At 65.0% G+C, this 20,033-nt stretch carries 8 protein-coding genes, 1 pseudogene and 1 CRISPR repeat array; of the genes and pseudogenes, 3 read left to right on the top strand and 6 right to left on the bottom strand.

The features are described 5' to 3' along the window. Positions 1 to 273 precede the first annotated feature (273 nt). Together istA and istB are read left to right on the top strand one after the other, a co-directional pair. Positions 274 to 1,777, top strand: a pseudogene (gene istA / locus JS531_RS02695) (IS21 family transposase). Positions 1,778 to 1,794: 17 nt separating this feature from the next. Further along, positions 1,795 to 2,559, top strand: a complete 765-nt coding sequence (gene istB / locus JS531_RS02700; protein ID WP_214312877.1) for an IS21-like element helper ATPase IstB — start codon at positions 1,795 to 1,797, stop codon at positions 2,557 to 2,559. A gap of 113 nt (positions 2,560 to 2,672) precedes the next feature. Continuing rightward, positions 2,673 to 6,482: a CRISPR direct-repeat array (repeat unit 29 nt; unit sequence GGGATCATCCCCGCGTATGCGGGGAACAC). 243 nt (positions 6,483 to 6,725) lie between these two features. Here istB and JS531_RS02705 read toward each other — a convergent pair. From JS531_RS02705 to JS531_RS02725, 5 genes are all read right to left on the bottom strand, one after another. Then, on the bottom strand, positions 6,726 to 8,264 hold the full coding sequence (locus JS531_RS02705) for a glutamate synthase subunit beta (RefSeq protein ID WP_214312326.1): 1,539 nt from the start codon (positions 8,262 to 8,264) through the stop codon (positions 6,726 to 6,728). A 1-nt stretch (position 8,265) separates the two neighbouring features. After that, positions 8,266 to 12,837 carry a glutamate synthase large subunit gene (gltB, locus tag JS531_RS02710; protein ID WP_214312328.1) on the bottom strand — a complete coding sequence of 1,524 codons (4,572 nt, stop codon included), beginning with the start codon at positions 12,835 to 12,837 and terminating at the stop codon, positions 8,266 to 8,268. Between the two features lie 239 nt (positions 12,838 to 13,076). Continuing rightward, positions 13,077 to 14,243, bottom strand: a complete 1,167-nt coding sequence (locus JS531_RS02715; protein ID WP_214312330.1) for a pyridoxal phosphate-dependent aminotransferase — start codon at positions 14,241 to 14,243, stop codon at positions 13,077 to 13,079. 117 nt (positions 14,244 to 14,360) lie between these two features. Continuing rightward, complete coding sequence (locus tag JS531_RS02720; protein WP_214312332.1) at positions 14,361 to 17,678, bottom strand: FtsX-like permease family protein; 3,318 nt, start codon at positions 17,676 to 17,678, stop codon at positions 14,361 to 14,363. A gap of 5 nt (positions 17,679 to 17,683) precedes the next feature. Then, positions 17,684 to 18,385, bottom strand: a complete 702-nt coding sequence (locus tag JS531_RS02725) for an ABC transporter ATP-binding protein (RefSeq protein ID WP_214312334.1) — start codon at positions 18,383 to 18,385, stop codon at positions 17,684 to 17,686. Positions 18,386 to 18,585: 200 nt separating this feature from the next. Between JS531_RS02725 and JS531_RS02730 the strand changes: the two genes are divergently transcribed. After that, complete coding sequence (locus JS531_RS02730) at positions 18,586 to 19,200, top strand: TetR/AcrR family transcriptional regulator (RefSeq protein WP_214312335.1); 615 nt, start codon at positions 18,586 to 18,588, stop codon at positions 19,198 to 19,200. Positions 19,201 to 19,229: 29 nt separating this feature from the next. Here the strand turns inward: JS531_RS02730 and JS531_RS02735 are convergent, their stop codons facing one another. Next, positions 19,230 to 20,018, bottom strand: a complete 789-nt coding sequence (locus JS531_RS02735; RefSeq protein WP_214312337.1) for an SDR family NAD(P)-dependent oxidoreductase — start codon at positions 20,016 to 20,018, stop codon at positions 19,230 to 19,232. Positions 20,019 to 20,033 lie beyond the last annotated feature (15 nt).

Raw genomic sequence — 20,033 nt, forward strand, 5'->3', positions numbered from 1 at the left:
ACCCCAGCTCCCGGATCACATCCGCCGCGCAGCACTCATACCTCACATACAACTCGACCGCACGCCGCCGCTGCTCCCTCGTATACCTCGCCACGATGGTTCCTCTCCCGGATCACAGTCCAAGAAAACGGCACCACCTCGTTTTCCCCGGTGTCGTCATCGTTTCCCGGTGATGTGAAGAGGCATCGGTTCCGCCGCCTGTATATTCCCGGATTGCAAGTCGATTCGATCCGGCCGGTTGCCGCCGGCCGGCGTTCCGGGAAGGAAAGGATCATGGCGATACCGATGCCCATTCAGCACGATATCAGGAGACTCGACCATCAGGGGTTGTCTCGAGCGGAGATAGCGCGGCGGCTGCATGTCGACCGGGGGACGGTCGCGAAGTACGCGGATATGCGTGATATGAGTCCGAAACGGCCTGTGGACCGCAGGTATGGAACGAAGCTGGACGAGTTCATGCCGGTCGTGGACGGTTGGCTGGAGGCGGATTGCAGGTTGCCGCGCAAGCAGCGTCATACCGCCAGGCGCGTGTACGACCGGTTGGTACGCGAGCATGGGTTCGCGGGCTCGTATTCCGGGGTGCAGCGGTACGTGAAGCGTTGGCGGGAGACGAACCGGGATTCCTCGGACGGGTTCCTGGATCTCGAGTGGGCGCCGGGGGTGATGCAGGTCGATTTCGGCGTGGCGTTGGCGTTCGTCGCGGGCCGTGAGACGCAGACGCATTGCCTGGTGGTGTCGTTCCCGTATTCGAACATGCGGTTGTGCGTGGCGATGCCGGGCGAGAACGCGGAGTGCCTGTGCGAGGGGCTGATGCTGGTGTTCGAGCACGTGGGCGGCGTCCCGCCCCTGATGGTGCTGGACAACGCCACGGGCGCCGGCCATCGCAATGCGAAAGGCGAGATCACGTTGACCGGGGTGTTCTCCGCGTTCCTGGCGCATCACCGCGTCGAGGCCAGGTTCTGCAACCCGTATTCCGGGCATGAGAAGGGCAGCGTGGAGAACGCGGTCGGGTTCCTGCGGCGTAATCTCATGGTCCCGCCCATGCGTGCGGAGTCCTACGGCCAGCTGAGCCGTCTCATGCTCGAGCGGTGCGACGAACTGGCCGTCGGGTCGTACTGCCCGCGTCTGATGGACGTGCCCGTGGCGGAGGTGTTCGCCGGGGAGCGGGAGCGTCTGCTGCCTTTGCCGGCCGAACGGTTCGATCCGGTGCGTTGGGAGGAGCGGCGCGCCGACAAGCACGGCCGGATCCAGGTCGACTCGCGTTCCTATCTGGCGGGCGGGGCGTGGGCGCGCAGGCGCGTGCTGGCCGCCCCTGCGCTGGGACACGGTCACGCTCATGGACCCCTGTTCCGGCGAGGTCCTGGCCGAATACCCCCGCTCCTATGGCGACGGGCCGCGCGTCCTGCAGGACCCGGCGCTGGTGATGCCCATGCTCGCCGTGCGCCCCGGCGCATGGCGGGAAAGCCCGATCCGCCCCGACGTGCCCGACGACGTGCGCGGATGGCTCGACTCCATGGATGAGAGGACGTTGCGGGAAAGCCTCGGGGCGATCGGCGACGCGTGCCGTGCCGCCGGGTTCGAACCCGCGATGCGGGCATGCGACGAGATCCTGCGCCGCAACAAGGCCATGGGACTGCACACGGACTCGCTCACCCCGATCGCGCTGCGCATGCGCGACAGCGACTGGGAATACCCCGGCGCGGTCGCCGAACCCGACCTGACCGGATACGACCGGTTCATCACCGACACGCACGACCAAGGAGAGGAAGGCCGATGAGCGCCAGACCCGACCCCGTGATCCCCGAGACGCGCCGCCGGCGCGCGTCCACGACCGAGAAGAGCGAACGCATCCTGAGGATGAGCCGCAGCCTGACCCTCACGCGCAGCGTGCTCGCGGACACGCTGGCCGACGCCACCCCCAACCAGCTCGACCTCATCGAACGCTGGTTCCAGGCCGAGCTCGACTCACGCGAACGCTCCAAACGCACGCGCCTGCTGAAACAGGCCGGCTTCCCCGCCGACAAGACCCTCGACGGCTACGACTGGACCAACCTCAGGATGCCCGCCGACTGGGGGCGCGCCCAGCTCGAGAGCCTCGAATTCGTCGACGCCCGCGAGGACCTCGTGCTCTACGGGCCCGTCGGGGTCGGCAAAAGCCACCTCGCCATCGCCATCGGCAGGCTCGCCTGCGACAAAGGCGTACCAGTCAGGTTCTTCACCGCGACCGGACTGCTCATGCGCCTGCGCCGCGCCCAACAGGAGCACCGTCTCGACAGGGAGCTCGCCGCCATCGGCAAGGCGCGCCTGCTGATCATCGACGAGTTCGGCTACCTGCCCATCGACGAGGAAGGCAGCCGCCTCCTCTTCCAGATCATCAGCGACAGCTACGAGACAAGGAGCATCATCTACACCACCAACATCGAATTCAGCGGATGGGGACGCATCCTCGGCGACAAGAACATGGCCGCCGCCCTCATCGACCGCACCGTCCACCACGGACGACTCATCAGATTCGAGGGCCGCTCCTACCGAAGCGAACACGCCCTCATGACCAAATAACCCAACCACAACAACACAACACGCACACAGGCAGCGGCACCACCGCTCACGCCGCGGGAAACCCGCTGCCTACACTGCGGAAAAACACCGCTCACAAAGCGGACGCCAACTTGCTAAAACACACCGCGCATGCGGGGAACACTCAACACGTCACCCTGAAAGGAAAGAAGCGACGGGATCATCCCCGCGTATGCGGGGAACACCTCGAGGATCCTCACGGCGGTGCCCCAATCGCGGGATCATCCCCGCGTATGCGGGGAACACGACTACGACGCGCCCAACCCGGCCACGCACCTGGGATCATCCCCACGTATGCGGGGAACACGACGAGGCCGCGCGCCCGTCCGGCGTGCTCACGGGATCATCCCCGCGTATGCGGGGAACACGCGAACTACATCCTCAAGCTGTTCCCGGACGAGGGATCATCCCCGCGTATGCGGGGGAACACGGCCTTCCCATTGCGCCACAGCATCGCCCCCAGGGATCATCCCCGCGTATGCGGGGAACACGAGCAAACCTTCGAAGTGCCCTTGACTGGCATGGGATCATCCCCGCGTATGCGGGGAACACATGGACAGCATCGCCGGTATCGCCATGCCAAAGGGATCATCCCCGCGTATGCGGGGAACACGACGGCGCGCCATAACGGACGCCGGGAATAGCGGGATTATCCCCGCGTATGCGGGGAACACCCCGACCAGTTGGGCGGCGTGCTGGTGCGCGCGGGATCATCCCCGCGTATGCGGGGAACACCAGGCCAACCGCATCGACACACTGCTCGACGCGGGATCATCCCCGCGTATGCGGGGAACACTGACCCGAAGCGTCGCGCCCTTCTGGGTAACCGGGATCATCCCCGCGTATGCGGGGAACACCGCCGCGACATCGTCATGATCACCACGCACCAGGGATCATCCCCGCGTATGCGGGGAACACGGTGGCGAGGTCCGCCACCAGCGTCATCACCAGGGATCATCCCCGCGTATGCGGGGAACACCGCCACTGTTCAACCGCCGGCAGCTGAAGGGGGATCATCCCCGCGTATGCGGGGAACACCTGCCTTTGGCTGCCGGGTTGGCGAGCAGCTTGGGATCATCCCCGCGTATGCGGGGAACACCATTACCCTCGAAGCCGAAATCGATACGCGCGGGGATCATCCCCGCGTATGCGGGGAACACCGCTGGAAGGCGTGGCCGTGCCCTACGGCCAAGGGATCATCCCCGCGTATGCGGGGAACACCCGCGTTCGTAGTCGGCAATCATGTCGTCAACGGGATCATCCCCGCGTATGCGGGGAACACCACCCCACGTCTTTTCATCGCCAGTCTTTGCGGGGATCATCCCCGCGTATGCGGGGAACACCCCCTGACGCCGGAAGACGTGATAACAACACGGGGATCATCCCCGCGTATGCGGGGAACACGACACGGACCTGTTGAGTTTCGGCCTGCACGCGGGATCATCCCCGCGTATGCGGGGAACACGGCGTCACGGACCCGACCATCGCCGCATATCAGGGATCATCCCCGCGTATGCGGGGAACACACTGTCGTGCAACGGCGTGAGGTCGGATGCGAGGGATCATCCCCGCGTATGCGGGGAACACGGCACACGGGACAGGTCGATGCCCTTCTGCCAGGGATCATCCCCGCGTATGCGGGGAACACTCTACGAGCTCGCGCATCCGCGCGTCGAGAGTGGGATCATCCCCGCGTATGCGGGGAACACAAGGTCACCGTCCGCGACGGCATGGACGTGGAAGGATCATCCCCGCGTATGCGGGGAACACTGCGCGAAACGCAAGCAGACGTTGGCGCAACGCTAATCATCCCCGCGTATGCGGGGAACACACGCCCGTCATATGGTTACTGCTGGTCTTGGGGGGATCATCCCCACGTATGCGGGGAACACTGCAGCTCCCCTCCGACTCTTCGATGTCTGACGGGATCATCCCCGCGTATGCGGGGAACACGTGGCCGCCGCATTCGGCAAGTTTCCCCAGTCGGGATCATCCCCGCGTATGCGGGGAACACCTCCTTGATATTGGTTTCCTGGTTGACGACGTGGGATCATCCCCGCGTATGCGGGGAACACCTCAGGCGGTGGCCTTCGGGCCCAACGGCATGAGGATCATCCCCGCGTATGCGGGGAACACCGTCACGGTGTCCTACCGTGGCGGCTTGATGCGGGATTATCCCCGCGTATGCGGGGAACACCATGTCCGTGTGGGACGCGTCGGTGTGGATCAGGGATCATCCCCGCGTATGCGGGGAACACCAAGGCAACAGCCGATACGCGCCTCTATATGGGGGATCATCCCCGCGTATGCGGGGAACACTGTAGGGCGGTTTCCACCCAACGCTGTATTCGGGGATCATCCCCGCGTATGCGGGGAACACTTCGCCTAAGGGGAGCCACGCATGGCGAGCACTGGATCATCCCCGCGTATGCGGGGAACACGAGTGGCCCGACGATTCGTTAGGTCTCATGTCGGGATCATCCCCGCGTATGCGGGGAACACCCGGCGGGCACGGTCTCCGTCGCGGTCGTGTAGGGATCATCCCCGCGTATGCGGGGAACACTCGATGCTGATGGTCTGGCAGTTCGACGCATAGGGATCATCCCCGCGTATGCGGGGAACACTTCATGCTGCTCAACGACGGTGATGGTGCCGCGGGATCATCCCCGCGTATGCGGGGAACACTGGCCGTCACACGTGGTTTTGTCCATGAACGTGGGATCATCCCCGCGTATGCGGGGAACACTGGCCCAAGAGCCGCGACACTAGAAACAGATCGGGATCATCCCCGCGTATGCGGGGAACACATGTCGTCGCCATTGTTGGAGTCGAGGTCGCCGGGATCATCCCCGCGTATGCGGGGAACACTGGACGCAGGCGTGGCAGGGCGCGCAAAACATGGGATCATCCCCGCGTATGCGGGGAACACTGGAGTTTCGCGAACGCGTTGGTCTTGTCGCCGGGATCATCCCCGCGTATGCGGGGAACACGGGTATTGTTACCGCCGTCATGTCTGCGATTAGGGATCATCCCCGCGTATGCGGGGAACACGCGGCGGCATTGCCCGGTGTGAACACTTGGCAGGGATCATCCCCGCGTATGCGGGGAACACTTAGGAGTTCCCATGGCTATTATCATGCATCCGGGATCATCCCCGCGTATGCGGGGAACACGCGGCACGGGAAGCGTTCACGCATCCCTGCCAGGGATCATCCCCGCGTATGCGGGGAACACTCCGAGTATTTTTCGGCCGCGAACTGCCAAGTGGGATCATCCCCGCGTATGCGGGGAACACTATAAGACGGGAGCGCTTCGCGAGTCCGGTCGGGGATCATCCCCGCGTATGCGGGGAACACGGCGGGGTGCTGCCGAGGATCGTGTCCGGGCCGGGATCATCCCCGCGTATGCGGGGAACACCAGCGGCCCGCCGCGCCCGTCGCGGAACACGCGGGATCATCCCCGCGTATGCGGGGAACACGGGCAGTGTCCGATGATGCGGCGTGTGCGGGGGGGATCATCCCCGCGTATGCGGGGAACACGTCATGAGCACCGAGGGCACGGCCGACAGCACGGGATCATCCCCGCGTATGCGGGGAACACGCGCCGACGTTCCAAGTGAGGGCGACGAGCTGGGGATCATCCCCGCGTATGCGGGGAACACTTTGATGAGGTGGATGAGCCGGGACGTGTACAGGGATCATCCCCGCGTATGCGGGGAACACCCATGCGCCGCCACGTTCCGCCACGTGCCGCCGGGATCATCCCCGCGTATGCGGGGAACACGACACCGACATGCTCGAAGCCGAGTTGGAGCAGGGATCATCCCCGCGTATGCGGGGAACACCCCCGCATAGGCCGGCATAACGTTATTTCCTAGGGATCATCCCCGCGTATGCGGGGAACACACTTCAAAATCCCTTATATACCAGCATATACGGTATGGAATCAAAGTATTTTCATTCGGTTTCAGAGTGTCCATAGCCCAGAACACTCTCTGATCATGCCATGCAATGCAACAGGGTCTCTTGCATATGCCAATCAGGCAACTGGCATATACAAGAGACCCTTAAATGATTCCAACCCAGAGGAACGTGTCACGGTCGGAGTAGCAAACGAATCCCCTCTATCGGACAGGTATCAACCATGTATCAGCGGGGCAGCATCATCGGACGCTGCGAGGCCGTGATCGGCGCGGGCAGCTCGCTGGTGTGCTCGCTGGACAGGTATTCATCCACGGCGGCCGCGCAGGAGCGGCCCTCCGCGATGGCCCACACCACGAGGCTCTGGCCGCGGCCGGCGTCGCCGCACACGAAGACGCCGTCCTGGGAGGTGGCGAACTTGTCGTTGCGGGCGATATTGCCGCGCTTGTCGAGCTCGACGGGCAGCTGGTCGACGATGGTCGAAGTGTCCGGGTGCAGGAAGCCCACGGAGATGAGGACCAGGTCGGCGGGCAGCACGCGTTCGGTGCCGGGCTGACGGGTGAACGGACCGTTCTCGCCGGGGGCGACGGACACGACCTTGAGGCCGGTCACATGGCCGTGCTCGTCCGCCACGAAGCCTTCCGCGGTGGTGGAGTTCTCCACGTGGACGCGGGACTGCTCCTCCTCCGAGCCGATGAAGTTCACCGAATCGGTGGAGTACAGGTATTCGCCGCCTTCGGCCATCGACGTGGTCTTCTGGTAGAGGCGGGCGAAGGTAGGCCACGGCTGGTTGTCGGGACGCTTCGAAGGCTCCTTCGGCATGATCTGCAGGACGGTGACGTCCTTCGCTCCCTGGCGGATGGAGGTGCCGAGGCAGTCGGAGCCGGTGTCGCCACCGCCGATGACGATGACGTGCTTGTCCTTGGCGGTGATGTCGTGTTCGAGCGGCGCGCCGTAGATGCGGCGGGTGGCATCGGGCAGGAAGTCCATGGCGAAGTGGATGCCGTCGAGCTCACGGCCAGGGATCTTCATGTCGCGCGGCACGCGGGAGCCGATGGCGACGACGACCGCATCGTACCGGTCGCGCAGGTCGTCCCAGCTGATGTCCTTGCCGATCTCCACACCCGTCTCGAAGCGGGTGCCTTCGGCCTCCATCTGCTTGATGCGGCGGTCGATGAGCGTCTTCTCGAGCTTGAAGTTCGGGATGCCGTAGCGCATGAGGCCGCCCAACGCGTCGTCCTTCTCGTAGACGACGACGGTGTGGCCGGCGCGCGTGAGCTGCTGTGCGGCGGCGAGGCCGGACGGGCCGGAGCCGACGACCGCGACGGTCTGGTCGGTCAGACGCTGCGGCGGCATCGGCTTGACGTAGTCGAGGTCCCACGCCTGGTCGATGATCGTGCATTCGTCGTTCTTGATCATCGTCGGCGGCTGGTGGATGCCGAGCACGCAGGCCTGTTCGCACAGGGCCGGGCAGATGCGGCCGGTCACCTCGGGGAAGTTGTTGGTCAGGGAGAGCCGCTGGTAGGCGTCCTCCCACTGCTCCTGGCGGACCAGGTCGTTGAACTCCGGGATGAGGTTGCCCAGCGGGCAGCCGGTCATGCAGAACGGGGTGCCGCAGTCCATGCAGCGGGCCGCCTGTTCGGTGGTCCACGGCTGCAGGCCGGATTCGGCGTGGACGTCGAACCAGTCCTTGATGCGCTCCTGGACGGGGCGCTCCGCCAGCTCCCTGCGGGTGCGGACTTTCAGGAATCCTCTCGGGTCGCCCATCTCAGCGCGCTCCTTCCATGACGTGCTCGTACACCTGCTCCCAGGCGCCGGGCGTGTTGAAATCGATGTGTTCCGCTTCGGCCTCGGCCATGGCCTTCTCCATGGCGATGAAGTGCTTGGGCACGACGTGCGTGAACCGCTTGGCGGTCGCGTCCCAATCCTCGAGCAGGCCGGCGGCGAACGCGGAGCCGGTCTCCTCGGCGTGCTTCTTGACGAGGCCCTTGACGAGGTCGGAGGTTTCGGCGTCGAGCGGCTCGAAGAGCAGCGCGCCGGATTCCACGGCCTCCGGGTTGACCTGCTTCATGTCGAGGTCGAGCACGTACGTGTTGCCTCCGGAGAAGCCGGCGCCGAAGTTGCGGCCGGTCGGGCCGAGCACCACGACGGTGCCGCCGGTCATGTACTCGCAGCCGTGGTCGCCCACACCCTCGACGACGAACGTGGCGCCGGAGTTGCGCACGGCGAAGCGTTCGCCCGCCTTGCCGGCGACGAACATCTCGCCGGAGGTGGCGCCGAAGCCGGTGACGTTGCCGGCGATGACGTCCTCGTGCGGGTCGAAGGTCACGCCGTCCTCGGGACGGACGATGAGGCGTCCGCCGGACAGGCCCTTGCCGGCGTAGTCGTTGACCTCGCCGTACACGCGGATGGTCTCGCCGCGCGGGATGAACGCGCCGATGGACTGGCCGCCGGAGCCGTGCAGGGTCATGTCGATGGTGTCGTCGGGCAGGCCGGGCGCGCCGTAGCGGCGGGTGATCTCGTAGCCGACCATCGTGCCGACGGTGCGGTTGACGTTGCGGATCGGCATCTCGATGCGCACGGGTTCCTTGCGTTCGAGCGCGGGCTCGGCGAGTTCGATGAGCTTGTTGTCGAGCGCCTTCTCGAGCTCGTGGTTCTGCTGCTCGGTGTTGTGCAGGATGGTGCCGGGGACCGGACCGGACTGCTTGAGCACGTTGGTCAGGTCGATGCCGTCGGACTTCCAGCGCTTGATCGCCTCGTCCTGGTCCAGGCACTCGACGTGGCCGACGGCCTCCTCGAGCGTGCGGAAGCCGAGCTGTGCGAGGATCTCGCGCACCTCCTCGGCGATGAACATGAAGAAGTTCACAACGCTTTCGGGCTTGCCGCGGAAGCGGGCGCGAAGCTCCGGATCCTGGGTGGCGATGCCCTGCGGGCAGGTGTTCTTCTGGCATGCGCGCATCATGACGCAGCCTTCGACGATCAGCGCCGCGGTGGCGAAGCCGAACTCCTCGGCGCCGAGCAGCGCCGCGATGACGACGTCGCGGCCGGTCTTCAGCTCGCCGTCGCACTGGACGACGATGCGGGAGCGCAGGCCGTTGAGGATCAGCGTCTGCTGGGTCTCGGACAGGCCGATCTCCCACGGGGTGCCCGCGTGGCGGATCGCGTTGAGCGGGGCCGCGCCGGTGCCGCCGTCGTAGCCGGAAATCAGCACCACGTCGGCATGACACTTGGCCACGCCGGCGGCGATGGTGCCGACGCCGAACTCGGAGACGAGCTTGACGTGGACGCGCGCCTTCGGGTTCGCCATCTTCGCGTCGTTGATCAGCTGCTTGAGATCCTCGATGGAGTAGATGTCGTGGTGAGGCGGCGGGGAGATGAGTTCGACGCCCGGGGTGGCATGGCGGACCTTGGCGATCCACGGCGGAACCTTGGCGCCCGGCAGGTGGCCGCCTTCGCCCGGCTTGGCGCCCTGGGCGAGCTTGATCTGCAGGTCGGTGGCGTGGACCAGGTAGTCGGAGGTGACGCCGAAGCGCGCGGACGCGATCTGCTTGATGCGGCTGTAGCGCTGCGGATCCTCGATGCGGTCGTCGGATTCGCCGCCCTCGCCGGAGTTGGAGCGCGCGCCGATCCGGTTCATGGCGATGGCGAGCGTCTCGTGCGCCTCCTGGGAGATGGAGCCGTAGCTCATCGCGCCGGTGGAGAAGCGCTTGACAATCTCGCTGGCCGGCTCCACCTCGGAGATGTCGATCGGCTTGCGCGTGTTGTTGAACTTCATGAGGCCACGCAGCGTCATGAGCCTGTTGGAGGTGTCGTCGATGTGGTGCGAGTACTTCTTGAACATGCCGTAGTCGCCGCGCTGGGTGGACTGCTGCAGCAGGAAGATGGCCTCCGGGTCGTTGAGGTGATCCTCGCCGGTGCGGCGCCACTTGTAGAGGCCGCCGGTGCGCAGGTTGCGGTGCGGGGACGCGGTCCACTGGTTCGGGTAGGCGACGCGATGGCGGGAGGCGACCTCCTCGGCGATCTCGTCGAGGCCGACGCCGCCCACGCGGGTGGTGGTGCCGGTGAAGTATTCGTCGACAACCTGCTGGCTCAGGCCCACGGCCTCGAACAGCTGGGCGCCGCGGTAGCTCATGATGGTGGAGACGCCCATCTTGGCCATGATCTTGAGCACGCCGATGGACAGCGCCTTGGTGAGGTTCTTCACGGCGGTGGCCGGATCGACCTTCACGTAGCCTTCGCGGGAGAGGTTCTCGACGGATTCGAACGCGAGGTACGGGTTCACGCAGGCGGCGCCGTAGGCGATGAGCAGGGCCACGTGGTGGATCTCGCGCACGTCGCCGGCCTCGACGGCCATGGAGATCTGCGTGCGGGTGTGGCGGCGCAGCAGGTGGTGCTGCACGGCGGACGTGAGCAGCAGGGACGGAATCGGACCCCACGTGTGGTTGGAGTCGCGGTCGGACAGCACGATGAAGTTCTTGCCGTTGTCGATCGCCTCGTCGACCTCGGCGAAGATCTCGTCGAGACGCTCCTGGAGGGCGTCGCCGCCGCCGGCCACCTGGTAGAGGCCCTTGACGACGTACGGACGGTAGTAGCCGCCGAGGATGCGCGCCTTGTCGAGACGCTTGAGCTGGGCCATCTCGTCGGAGTTGATGACGGGCAGCGGGATGAGGATCTTCTTGGCGTGCAGCTCGGAATCGGTCAGCAGGTTCGGCTCCGGGCCGATGGCGGATTCGAGGCAGGTGACGATCTCCTCACGCTCCCAGTCGAGCGGCGGGTTGGTGACCTGCGCGAACTTCTGGTGGAAGTAGTCGAACAGCATGCGGCTGCGCTTCGACAGGACCGGCAGCGGGGTGTCGTTGCCCATCGAGCCGAGCGGCTCCTTGCCGGTGTTGGCCATCGGGGTGAGGACGAGCTTCAGATCCTCCTCGGTGTACCCGAAGGCGCGCTGGCGGCGCTGGACGGACTGTCCGGAGTGGTTGACGTGCTCGCGGGCGGGCAGGTCGCTCATCTCCACGGAGTTGCCTTCGACCCACTGGCGGTACGGGTGCTGGGAGGCGAGGGTCTTCTTGATCTCCTCGTCCGGGATGATGCGGCCTTCGGCCGTGTCGACGAGGAACATCTTGCCGGGCTCGAGACGGCCCTTGGAGACGATGTGCTTCTGCTCGACCTCCGGCAGGACGCCCGCCTCGGAGGCGAGCACGAGGTAGCCGTCGTCGGTGAGCTGCCAGCGGCCGGGGCGGAAGCCGTTGCGGTCGAGCAGGGCGCCCACCTGGGTGCCGTCGGTGAAGACGATGTCGGCCGGGCCGTCCCACGGCTCAATGAGCGTGTTGTTGTACTCGTAGAAGGCCTTGAGGTCCGGGTCGAGCTGGTCGTTCTTCTCCCAGGCCGGCGGCAGCATCATCGAGATGGCGTGCGGCAGGGAGCGTCCGGCGAGGTGCAGCAGTTCGAGGCATTCGTCGAAGGTGCCGGAATCGGAGTAGCCGGGCGTGGTGATCGGCAGCAGCGGTTCGAATTCGCCGAGCAGTTCGGAGCTCAGACGGCCCTCGCGCGCGGACAGCCAGTTGCGGTTGCCCTGGATGGTGTTGATCTCGCCGTTGTGCGCGAGCAGGCGGAACGGCTGGGCCAGCGGCCAGCTCGGGAACGTGTTGGTGGAGAAGCGGGAGTGCACGATGGCGACGACGGCCTTCATGCGCTCGTCCACGAGGTCCGGGAAGAAGTGGGTCAGCTGCATGGTGGTCAGCATGCCCTTGTAGGTGATGGTGCGCGCGGACAGGGAGGCGAAGTAGACGCCCACCTCATGCTCGACGCGCTTGCGGATGCGGAAGGTCTTCCTGTCCAGTTCGATGCCGACCAGTCCCCCGTCCGGATCGGCCACGACGAGCGTCTTGAAGCTCGGCATGGCGGCGAGCGCCTGCAGGCCGAGCCCGTCCGGGTTGGTGGGCACGACGCGCCAGGCGAGGACCTCGAGGCCCTCCTCACGCACGATCTTCGCGATGGCCTGCTCCTGCTGGCCGGAGGTCTCGATGTCACGGTCGAGGAACGCGATGCCGGCGGCGTAGTGGCCGGCTTCGGGCAGTTCGGCGGGCACGGTGGCACGCATGAACTCGTCCGGCATGCTCATGAGGATGCCGGCGCCGTCACCCGTGTTCTCCTCGGCGCCGACGGCGCCACGATGGTCGAGGTTGACGAGCACCTCGATGGCGTCCTTGACGATCTTGTGTTCGGGCTTCTTGTTGAGCGTGGTGACCATGCCCACACCACAGGCGTCATGCTCGTTGGAAGGGTCGTACATGCCGTCCGGAGCATGGACCGTGAGATCGAGCGGGGCTTTGAATGTCACCGGAATCACCTCAATCGTTAGCGGGCACGCCGAAGCGCGCCACCTCTGTCAGTTGCTGTTGACAGCGTAGCGTCGGCCTATGTCGTTTGCGTTTCGCTGTCCATATACCGAGTTGCGTGAAAAGTCAATACCCAATTTTACGCGATTCGGGTTTTCCTTGATCCGGCCGCGTCATCCGGTCGCGCCATGCGGGCGTCCGGGAGGTCCGCACGACGCCCGTACGACGCCCGTCGGCGCGTTCAGGCGAGCGTCTCGAGCCATGCGCGCATGCGGCGCAGTCCCTCGGCCGTGTCGTCGGCCGTGCCCACGTACGAGATGCGCACGTATCCGGCGCCGCGCGCGCCGAACCCGGAGGCGGGCGTGACGGCCACGTGCGCCTCGTGCAGCAATCGCACGGCGAAGTCGCGGTCGGACAGACCGGTCCTCTTCACGTTGACGAGCGCGTAGAACGCGCCGTCGGGCTCGGCGCAACCCACCAGCGGCATGTCGGCGACGGCGTCGACCACCATACGCCGGTTCGCGCGGTAGGCGGCCTTCATGACGGGCAGGATATCGGCGGCGCCTTCGAGCGCGGCCACGGCGCCCGCCTGCAGCGCGCCCGGCACGCAGGAGACGACGTTCTCCTGCATGACGGTCATGCGGTCGACGGCGTCCTTCGAACCGAAGACGCAACCGATGCGCCATCCGGTCATCGCGTACGTCTTGGAGAACGAGTCGATGACGAGCGTACGCTCCCGCATGCCCGGCACCTGTGAGATGGAGCGGCATTCCGTCGCGTCGTCATAGACGAACGCGCGGTACACCTCGTCGCTGATCACCCACAGGTCGTGCCGGCGTGCCACGTCGGCGATGCGTTCGAGCTCGTCCGGTCCGATGACGGCGCCGGTGGGGTTCGAGGGCGAGTTGAGCAGAAGCGCCCTGGTCCGCGGCGTGACGGCGGCCTCCACGTCCTGCGCGCGCATGCGCCAGCCGTGCTCCTCATGCAGGGGCACGGGCACCACGTTGACGCCCGTCATCTGGGCCTGACCGAAGTAGTTCGCGTATCCGGGGTCCGGGATGAGGATGTCGTCGCCGGCGTCCATGGCCGCGGTCATGGCGAGGAACATGCCTTCCATGCCGCCGGCGGTGATGATGATGTCGGTGTCGGGATCGTAGTCGACGCCATCGGCGCGGTTGCGGGAGGCGCACCATGCGCGGCGCAACGCAACCGTCCCCCTGTTGGGCGTGTAGTGCGTGTCCCCCGCGCGTGCGGCGGCGTACGCGGCGTCGACCACCTCGCGGGGCGTGTCGAACCCGGGTTCGCCGATCATGAAGGAGATGACGTCCTCCATGCCGGACGCCATCTCATACATCTCACGGACGGACGGGTACAGGGCCTCCTGGGCGCGACGCGACACTTCGGGCATATGCATCTCCTCATCGGACGGACGGAACCGTGTCTGTCCGACGATGCTAGCGCCCGCGTGTTTCTCGACCGGTCCGCCGTCTCACCAGCTCACCGTCCGTCTCACCCAACGCAATGGCTATTCCACCGATTTCAACGCGGCGAGCATGTCCACGTTCCTGAGCTGCCGGTAGACGACCACGCCGAGCACGGCCAGCACCACGGCGACGAGCGCGGCGGGCGCCACGAACGCCGGCCATCCCAGCGCGGGATCGAACATGACCTCGTCCGGCGGCACCTCGGTGATGATGTACCGGTGGAGCCCGGCGCCGAACCCGTAGCCGGCGAGGATGCCGAGCGCGGAGAGCACGATGGTCTCGCGGTAGATGTACATGGTGGTCTCGTTCGAGTGGAAGCCGAGCACCTTGATGGTCGAGAGCTCCCTGATGCGTTCGGACACGTTCAGATTCGTGAGGTTGTACAGGATCACCACGGCGAGCATGCCGGCCACGAGCACGAGCACCTCCATGATCTGGTTCAACGAGTCGACGATCGTGGCGACCTGGTTCTTCATCGTGGTGTTCTGCACCACTCCCCTGACACCGTCGTTCCTCATGAACCGTGCGCCTTGTTTTTCGGCGTTGGCGATGGAATCGTCCTTGAGGTTGACGAGATAGGCGTTCGACCGGTAGTCCCTGCCGAACACGTGCTCGTACCCGCCGGACGTCATGTACATGTAGTGCCCGATGTACGCCTCGCTCACGCCGTCGACGCGCACGGAGCGTTCGGCGCCGTCCTCGCCGGTGACGCGGATCGTGTCGCCGGTCTTCGCGCCGAGCATCGCGGCCATGCGTTCGGAGATGACGGCGCCTCGGTCGGTGAGGATCTGCGGCTTGTGGCCGACGCGCGAGCGCAGTGTCACGTAGTCGGAGAGGTTGTATGCGTCGTCGGTGACGAGCAGCGTGATCGACTGCTTGTCGTCGGCTTTGCCCGCGGTTCTGGTGAGCTCCTCGTAGCGGATCGGCATCGCCTGGTCCACGGCCTTGTCGGTCATGGCCTTGGCGACGGCGGCGCGCTGTTCGTCGTTGTCGTCGGGTTTCTCGGCGACGATCATGTCGTAGTGGACGACCTCGTCGAACTGGCGTTCGCTGATCTGGTCGATGGACCCCTGCACGCCGAGTCCGGCGACGAGCAGCGACACGGCGCCCATGACGCCGAAGATCGTCATGAAGCCGCGCGTCTTGTAGCGGAAGAGGTTGCGCGCGGTGACCTTGCGCGTGAAGCTGAGCCGGTTCCAGATGAAGCCGAACCGTTCGAGGAGGATCTTCGAGCCGTTCGCCGGCGGTTTGGGCAGGAGAAGCGCGGCCGGCTTGTCCTTGAGCTCGCGTGCGGCGGCCAGTATGGCCGGCACGACGGCACTCGTCCACGCGAGCAGGAACGCGGCCACGGTGACGGCCGGATGGAACTTCAGCTCGATGAGCGGCATAGTGAACCCGTCGCTGTACGCATGGTAGACGATGAGCGGCAGGATCGTGTGCCCGGCCGCGACGCCGAGGATGGTGCCGACGGTGGAGGCGGCGAATCCGTAGACCGTGAACTTCTTGAGGATGTCCGCGTTGCCGTAGCCGAGTGCCTTCAGCGTGCCGGAGTTGACGCGCTCCTCGTCGATCATGCGTCCCATCGTGGAGAACGTGACGAGCGCGGCCACGAAGTACAGGAACACGGGGAAGATCATGGCGAGCTTGCCCACGATGTCCGTGATGGTCTCGTATACGCGGTAGCCGTTGGAGGTGAGGCCCTCACGCCTGCCGTCGATCGAGTAGGCGGGCACTTCGAGCGTGTCGACCTTCTCACGGGCGAGCGCGATGTCATGTTCCGCGTCCGCGATCTTCCGTTCGGCGGCGGGTTTCGCGTCGTTGAATTCCTGTAGTTTCGCGTTGTATTCGTCCTCGGCCTTGTCGATGTCGCGTTGGCCTTGGATGAGCTGCTTCGCGCCGGCCGAGGCGCTGCCGTCGTGTGACGCGCCTGCGGGCGCCTTGGAGATGGCCTGGCCGAGTTCGGCCTGTTTGTTCGCGAGCTGGTTGGAGGCGTCGGCGAGCGCGGCCGCGTTTCTCTGGTATTCCTCGGTATTCTGGTCGAGTTGCGCGGCGCCGTCGTTCCATTGCCTGAGCGCGGTGTCGTAGGCGTCCAGCTGCGTGTTGTATTGGGTGACAGCGTCGTTGTAGGCGGCGAGCGCCTTGTCGTATTGCGCTTTGATGGTGTCGTACACGCCACCGGTCAGGCCGCTGTCAGCCCAGTCGGTCAGCAGCTCGCCGGTTTTGTCGAGCACGGGTTTGACCGATTCGAGGGCGGCGCGCGCCGTGTCGAGTTGCGTCTTGGCCTGTGTGAGTTGGCTCCATGACGAGTCGAGCTGGGACTGCCCCTGTGTGAGCTGTTGGGCGCCGGCGGCGAGCTTGGCCTGTCCGGCGGTGATCTGCGAGCTGGCCGAGGCGATCTGCGCGAGCGCGCCGGAGAGTTCGGCGGCCGCGGACGAGCCTTGGTCGACGGCGTCGATCTCGCCTTGGGTCATCTGATCCTTGGCGGTTTCGATCTGGGTCTTCGCGTCGGTGAGCTGCTGTTCGGCATCGGTGAGCTGTTGCTTCGCGTCGTCGACCTTGGCCTGCGCCTTGTCGATCTGCGCGCGGCGGTCTTCGCGGATGGCGGCTTCGCGTGCTTCGGGTTGTCCGGAGAGGCGTTTGGTGAGTGTGTCCTTGTGCGCCTGCACGCGGTCGCGGTAGTCGGCGGTCCAGTAGTCGAGGTCTCGCGTGTCGTCGAAGGTGATGCGTCCGATCATCGTCACGTCCGAGTCGAACGTCTTCGGCACGACCACGCCGTAGCCGTCGAGTTCGCCGGTTCCGGCGGTGGATTGGCCCATGTTGAGGTCGGAGACGATCTCGCTGGCGTCGACGAATCCGACGACGGTGTATTCGGTCCGTTTGAGGATGGTGTCGCCGGCGATGTCGGGCAGTTCGGTGACGTTGACGGTGCTGTCGATCGCGTATTTGTCGCGTTCGCCTGAGTCGAGCGCGATCTCGCCGGTTTTGTCCGGCAATCGTCCTTCGACGACGCGGTATCCGGAGACGACGTTCGGTTTGGAGTAGATGCGCAGGCTGTGGTCGCTGCCTTTGATCGTGACGTCTTTGAAGTAGCCGAATTCGGCCTGGCGCACGCCGGCGGTGTCGCGGATGATGGTCTCGTCGTCGCGGCTCAATCCGTAGTCGCTGATGACGGTCACGTCGGCGAGATTGTGCTCGTCGTAGAAGGTCCTGCCGGTCGCCTGCATGTCGGGTCCGGTGGCGAACAGTCCGACGAGCGCGAATGAGCCGAGCAGCATGAGGCTGACGATCGAGGCGAAGCGTCCTTTGGATTTGGCGAGGGTGACGCGGATGTCCTTCCACAGCATGTGTTTGCGGGTCATGGCGGTCACCACTCCAGGTCGTTGATGTCCATCGGGTGCTCGTTGACGTCGATGGATTTGACGCGGGCGTCGTGCATGTGGATGACGCGGTCGGCGATGGGCGCGATGGCGGAGTTGTGGGTGACGATGACGACGGTCGCGCCTTTCTTCCTGCTTTGGTCCTGCAGGATCCTGAGGACCTGTTTGCCGGTGTTGTAGTCGAGTGCGCCGGTCGGCTCGTCGCACAGCAGGATCTTGGGGTTCTTGGCGACGGCGCGTGCGATGGCGACGCGCTGCTGTTCGCCGCCGGAGAGCTGCGCCGGGAAGTTGTCGATGCGGTCCTTGAGCCCCACGTCGATGAGCGTCTGCACCGGATCCTGCGCGTCCTGCACGATTTCGGAGGCGAGTTCGACGTTCTCCTTGGCGGTGAGGTTGGCGACGAGGTTATAGAACTGGAACACGAAGCCGATGTCGTGGCGGCGGTAGTCGGTGAGTTGGTGGGCGGTGTAGTTCGAGATGTCCTTGCCGTCGATGATGACCTGGCCTTCGGAGTTCGTGTCCATGCCGCCGAGGATGTTGAGCACGGTGGATTTGCCGGCGCCGGACGAACCGAGGATGATGGCGAGTTCGCCCTTCTCGATGCCGAAGCTGACGTCGTTGTTGGCGGTGATGACGGTGTCTCCCATGTGATAGCGCTTGAAGCTGTGGACCATATCGATGTAGGCCATTGTCGGTTCCTTTCGCTCCTCAATAAACAACGTGTTGATTTAAGTTGGTTGTGATTCTAGATACGCCAGGAATGGCCGGTCAATGAACGGTTTCAGGGGTTCTGTTCAGATTGGACAGCCAGCCGGAAATTGTCGATTCGATCGCCAATATCGACAACATGTTGATATAATCGACTATCGATACCACCGACGGGAGCACCATGACCACCAAACGAAAAACCAAGACCGAGGCGAAGATCAAGGCCGCGTTCACATCGCTCGTCCAATCCAGGGGATTCGACGTGATGACCGTGAGCGACCTCGCCCGCACCGCGGGCATCAACCGCGGCACGTTCTACATGCACTACCTCGACAAGTTCGATCTCAGGGAGCAGCTCATCGACGACACGATCGAGGAGCTGACGACGATCCTTGTCGACAACTCCGATGCGGAAGCCCACACCACGTCGAGCGCCACCGGCCGGGCGATCTGCGATGCGTTCCAGACCGAGTCGATCTCCGCCGCGCTGCGCTATGTGCGGGACGACTACGCGTTCTTCAACGCGATTTCGCGCTCCGGCAACGACATGCAGCTCTACGACAAACTGAAGAAGGTGCTCAAGCAACTGATCGTGGCGCAGGCGACACGGTTCGGCGCCGATCCCCAGTCCTCCTACAACGGCATTCCGGCGGACTACGCGATGGAGATCCTCGTCTCGGCGGTCGCCTCGATCATCTGGCTGTGGATCCGGCGCGGCTGCAAGGAGACGCCGGAGGAGATCTGCCGCATCATCGAGATCAACAAGACCACCGCCCCCATCGACGTGCTGTGGTGAGGACGGCGGCGAGCTACAGCAGAGCGGAATCAACGGGTGGATTCGCCGCCTGCTCCACCCGTTTCGAAACTGTCGACGCAGACGGCAAGCGCGGAGGGCGCCAGTTTGGCGAACACGCGATACAGCTTGTAGAACGCCAATGGCGTGTACTCGGCGCATCCGCGTTCCGCCTTCGCCAGCACCTTCCCGGTCTCCCGATGCAGGTCGAGGTACGGCAGCCGGGCGAGTTTGCCGGAGGCAGCGCCACGCACGTTCATTTCGGTATCCATGTTGCCGGGGCTGAACAGCATCACGTTCACGCCGCGAGTACGCTCCTCCTCGTGCAACGCACGGGCGAGGAACCTGACATAGGCCTTGCTCGCGGCATACACGGCCTGCCATGGAATCGGCGCGAAGGACGACACCGATCCGGTGATCACCTCGAAGCTTCCGCTGCTCATGTACGGCAGGCAGATACGGTTGACCATCGTCATGGCGGTCACGTTGAGGTCGATCATCGTGCGGATGTCCGCCGGCTTCATGTCACGCAGCAACCCTTCACGCTCGTAGCCGGCATTGTTGATCAGCACTCGAATGTCCGGCCGCGATTCCCTCAACAATGCGGCCAATTCCCCATGCGCATCCGTCTTGGTCAGGCCCAGCGGCACAACCCGGATACGCGTATTCGGATTGTCGTACCGCTCGGCAAGCGCGCGCAGCCGTTGCTCGCGTCGGGCGATGATCCAGATCTCATCGAGATTCCGGTATCGGGCGACGATCGCCTCGAGGAACGCCGCCCCAAGACCCGATGACGCACCGGCGACGATGGCGATATCCATTCGATGACTCCTTTG

The organism is Bifidobacterium sp. CP2 (assembly GCF_018555635.1).
GTDB lineage: Bacteria > Actinomycetota > Actinomycetes > Actinomycetales > Bifidobacteriaceae > Bifidobacterium > Bifidobacterium saguinibicoloris.

Bases quoted from the DNA above. Each gene is read 5' to 3' on its own strand.
- JS531_RS02735 (WP_214312337.1), bottom strand. From the start codon at position 20,018: ATGGATATCGCCATCGTCGCCGGTGCGTCATCGGGTCTTGGGGCGGCG.
- JS531_RS02715 (WP_214312330.1), bottom strand. From the start codon at position 14,243: ATGCCCGAAGTGTCGCGTCGCGCCCAGGAGGCCCTGTACCCGTCCGTC.
- JS531_RS02725 (WP_214312334.1), bottom strand. From the start codon at position 18,385: ATGGCCTACATCGATATGGTCCACAGCTTCAAGCGCTATCACATGGGA.
- JS531_RS02720 (WP_214312332.1), bottom strand. From the start codon at position 17,678: ATGACCCGCAAACACATGCTGTGGAAGGACATCCGCGTCACCCTCGCC.
- JS531_RS02730 (WP_214312335.1), top strand. From the start codon at position 18,586: ATGACCACCAAACGAAAAACCAAGACCGAGGCGAAGATCAAGGCCGCG.
- JS531_RS02705 (WP_214312326.1), bottom strand. From the start codon at position 8,264: ATGGGCGACCCGAGAGGATTCCTGAAAGTCCGCACCCGCAGGGAGCTG.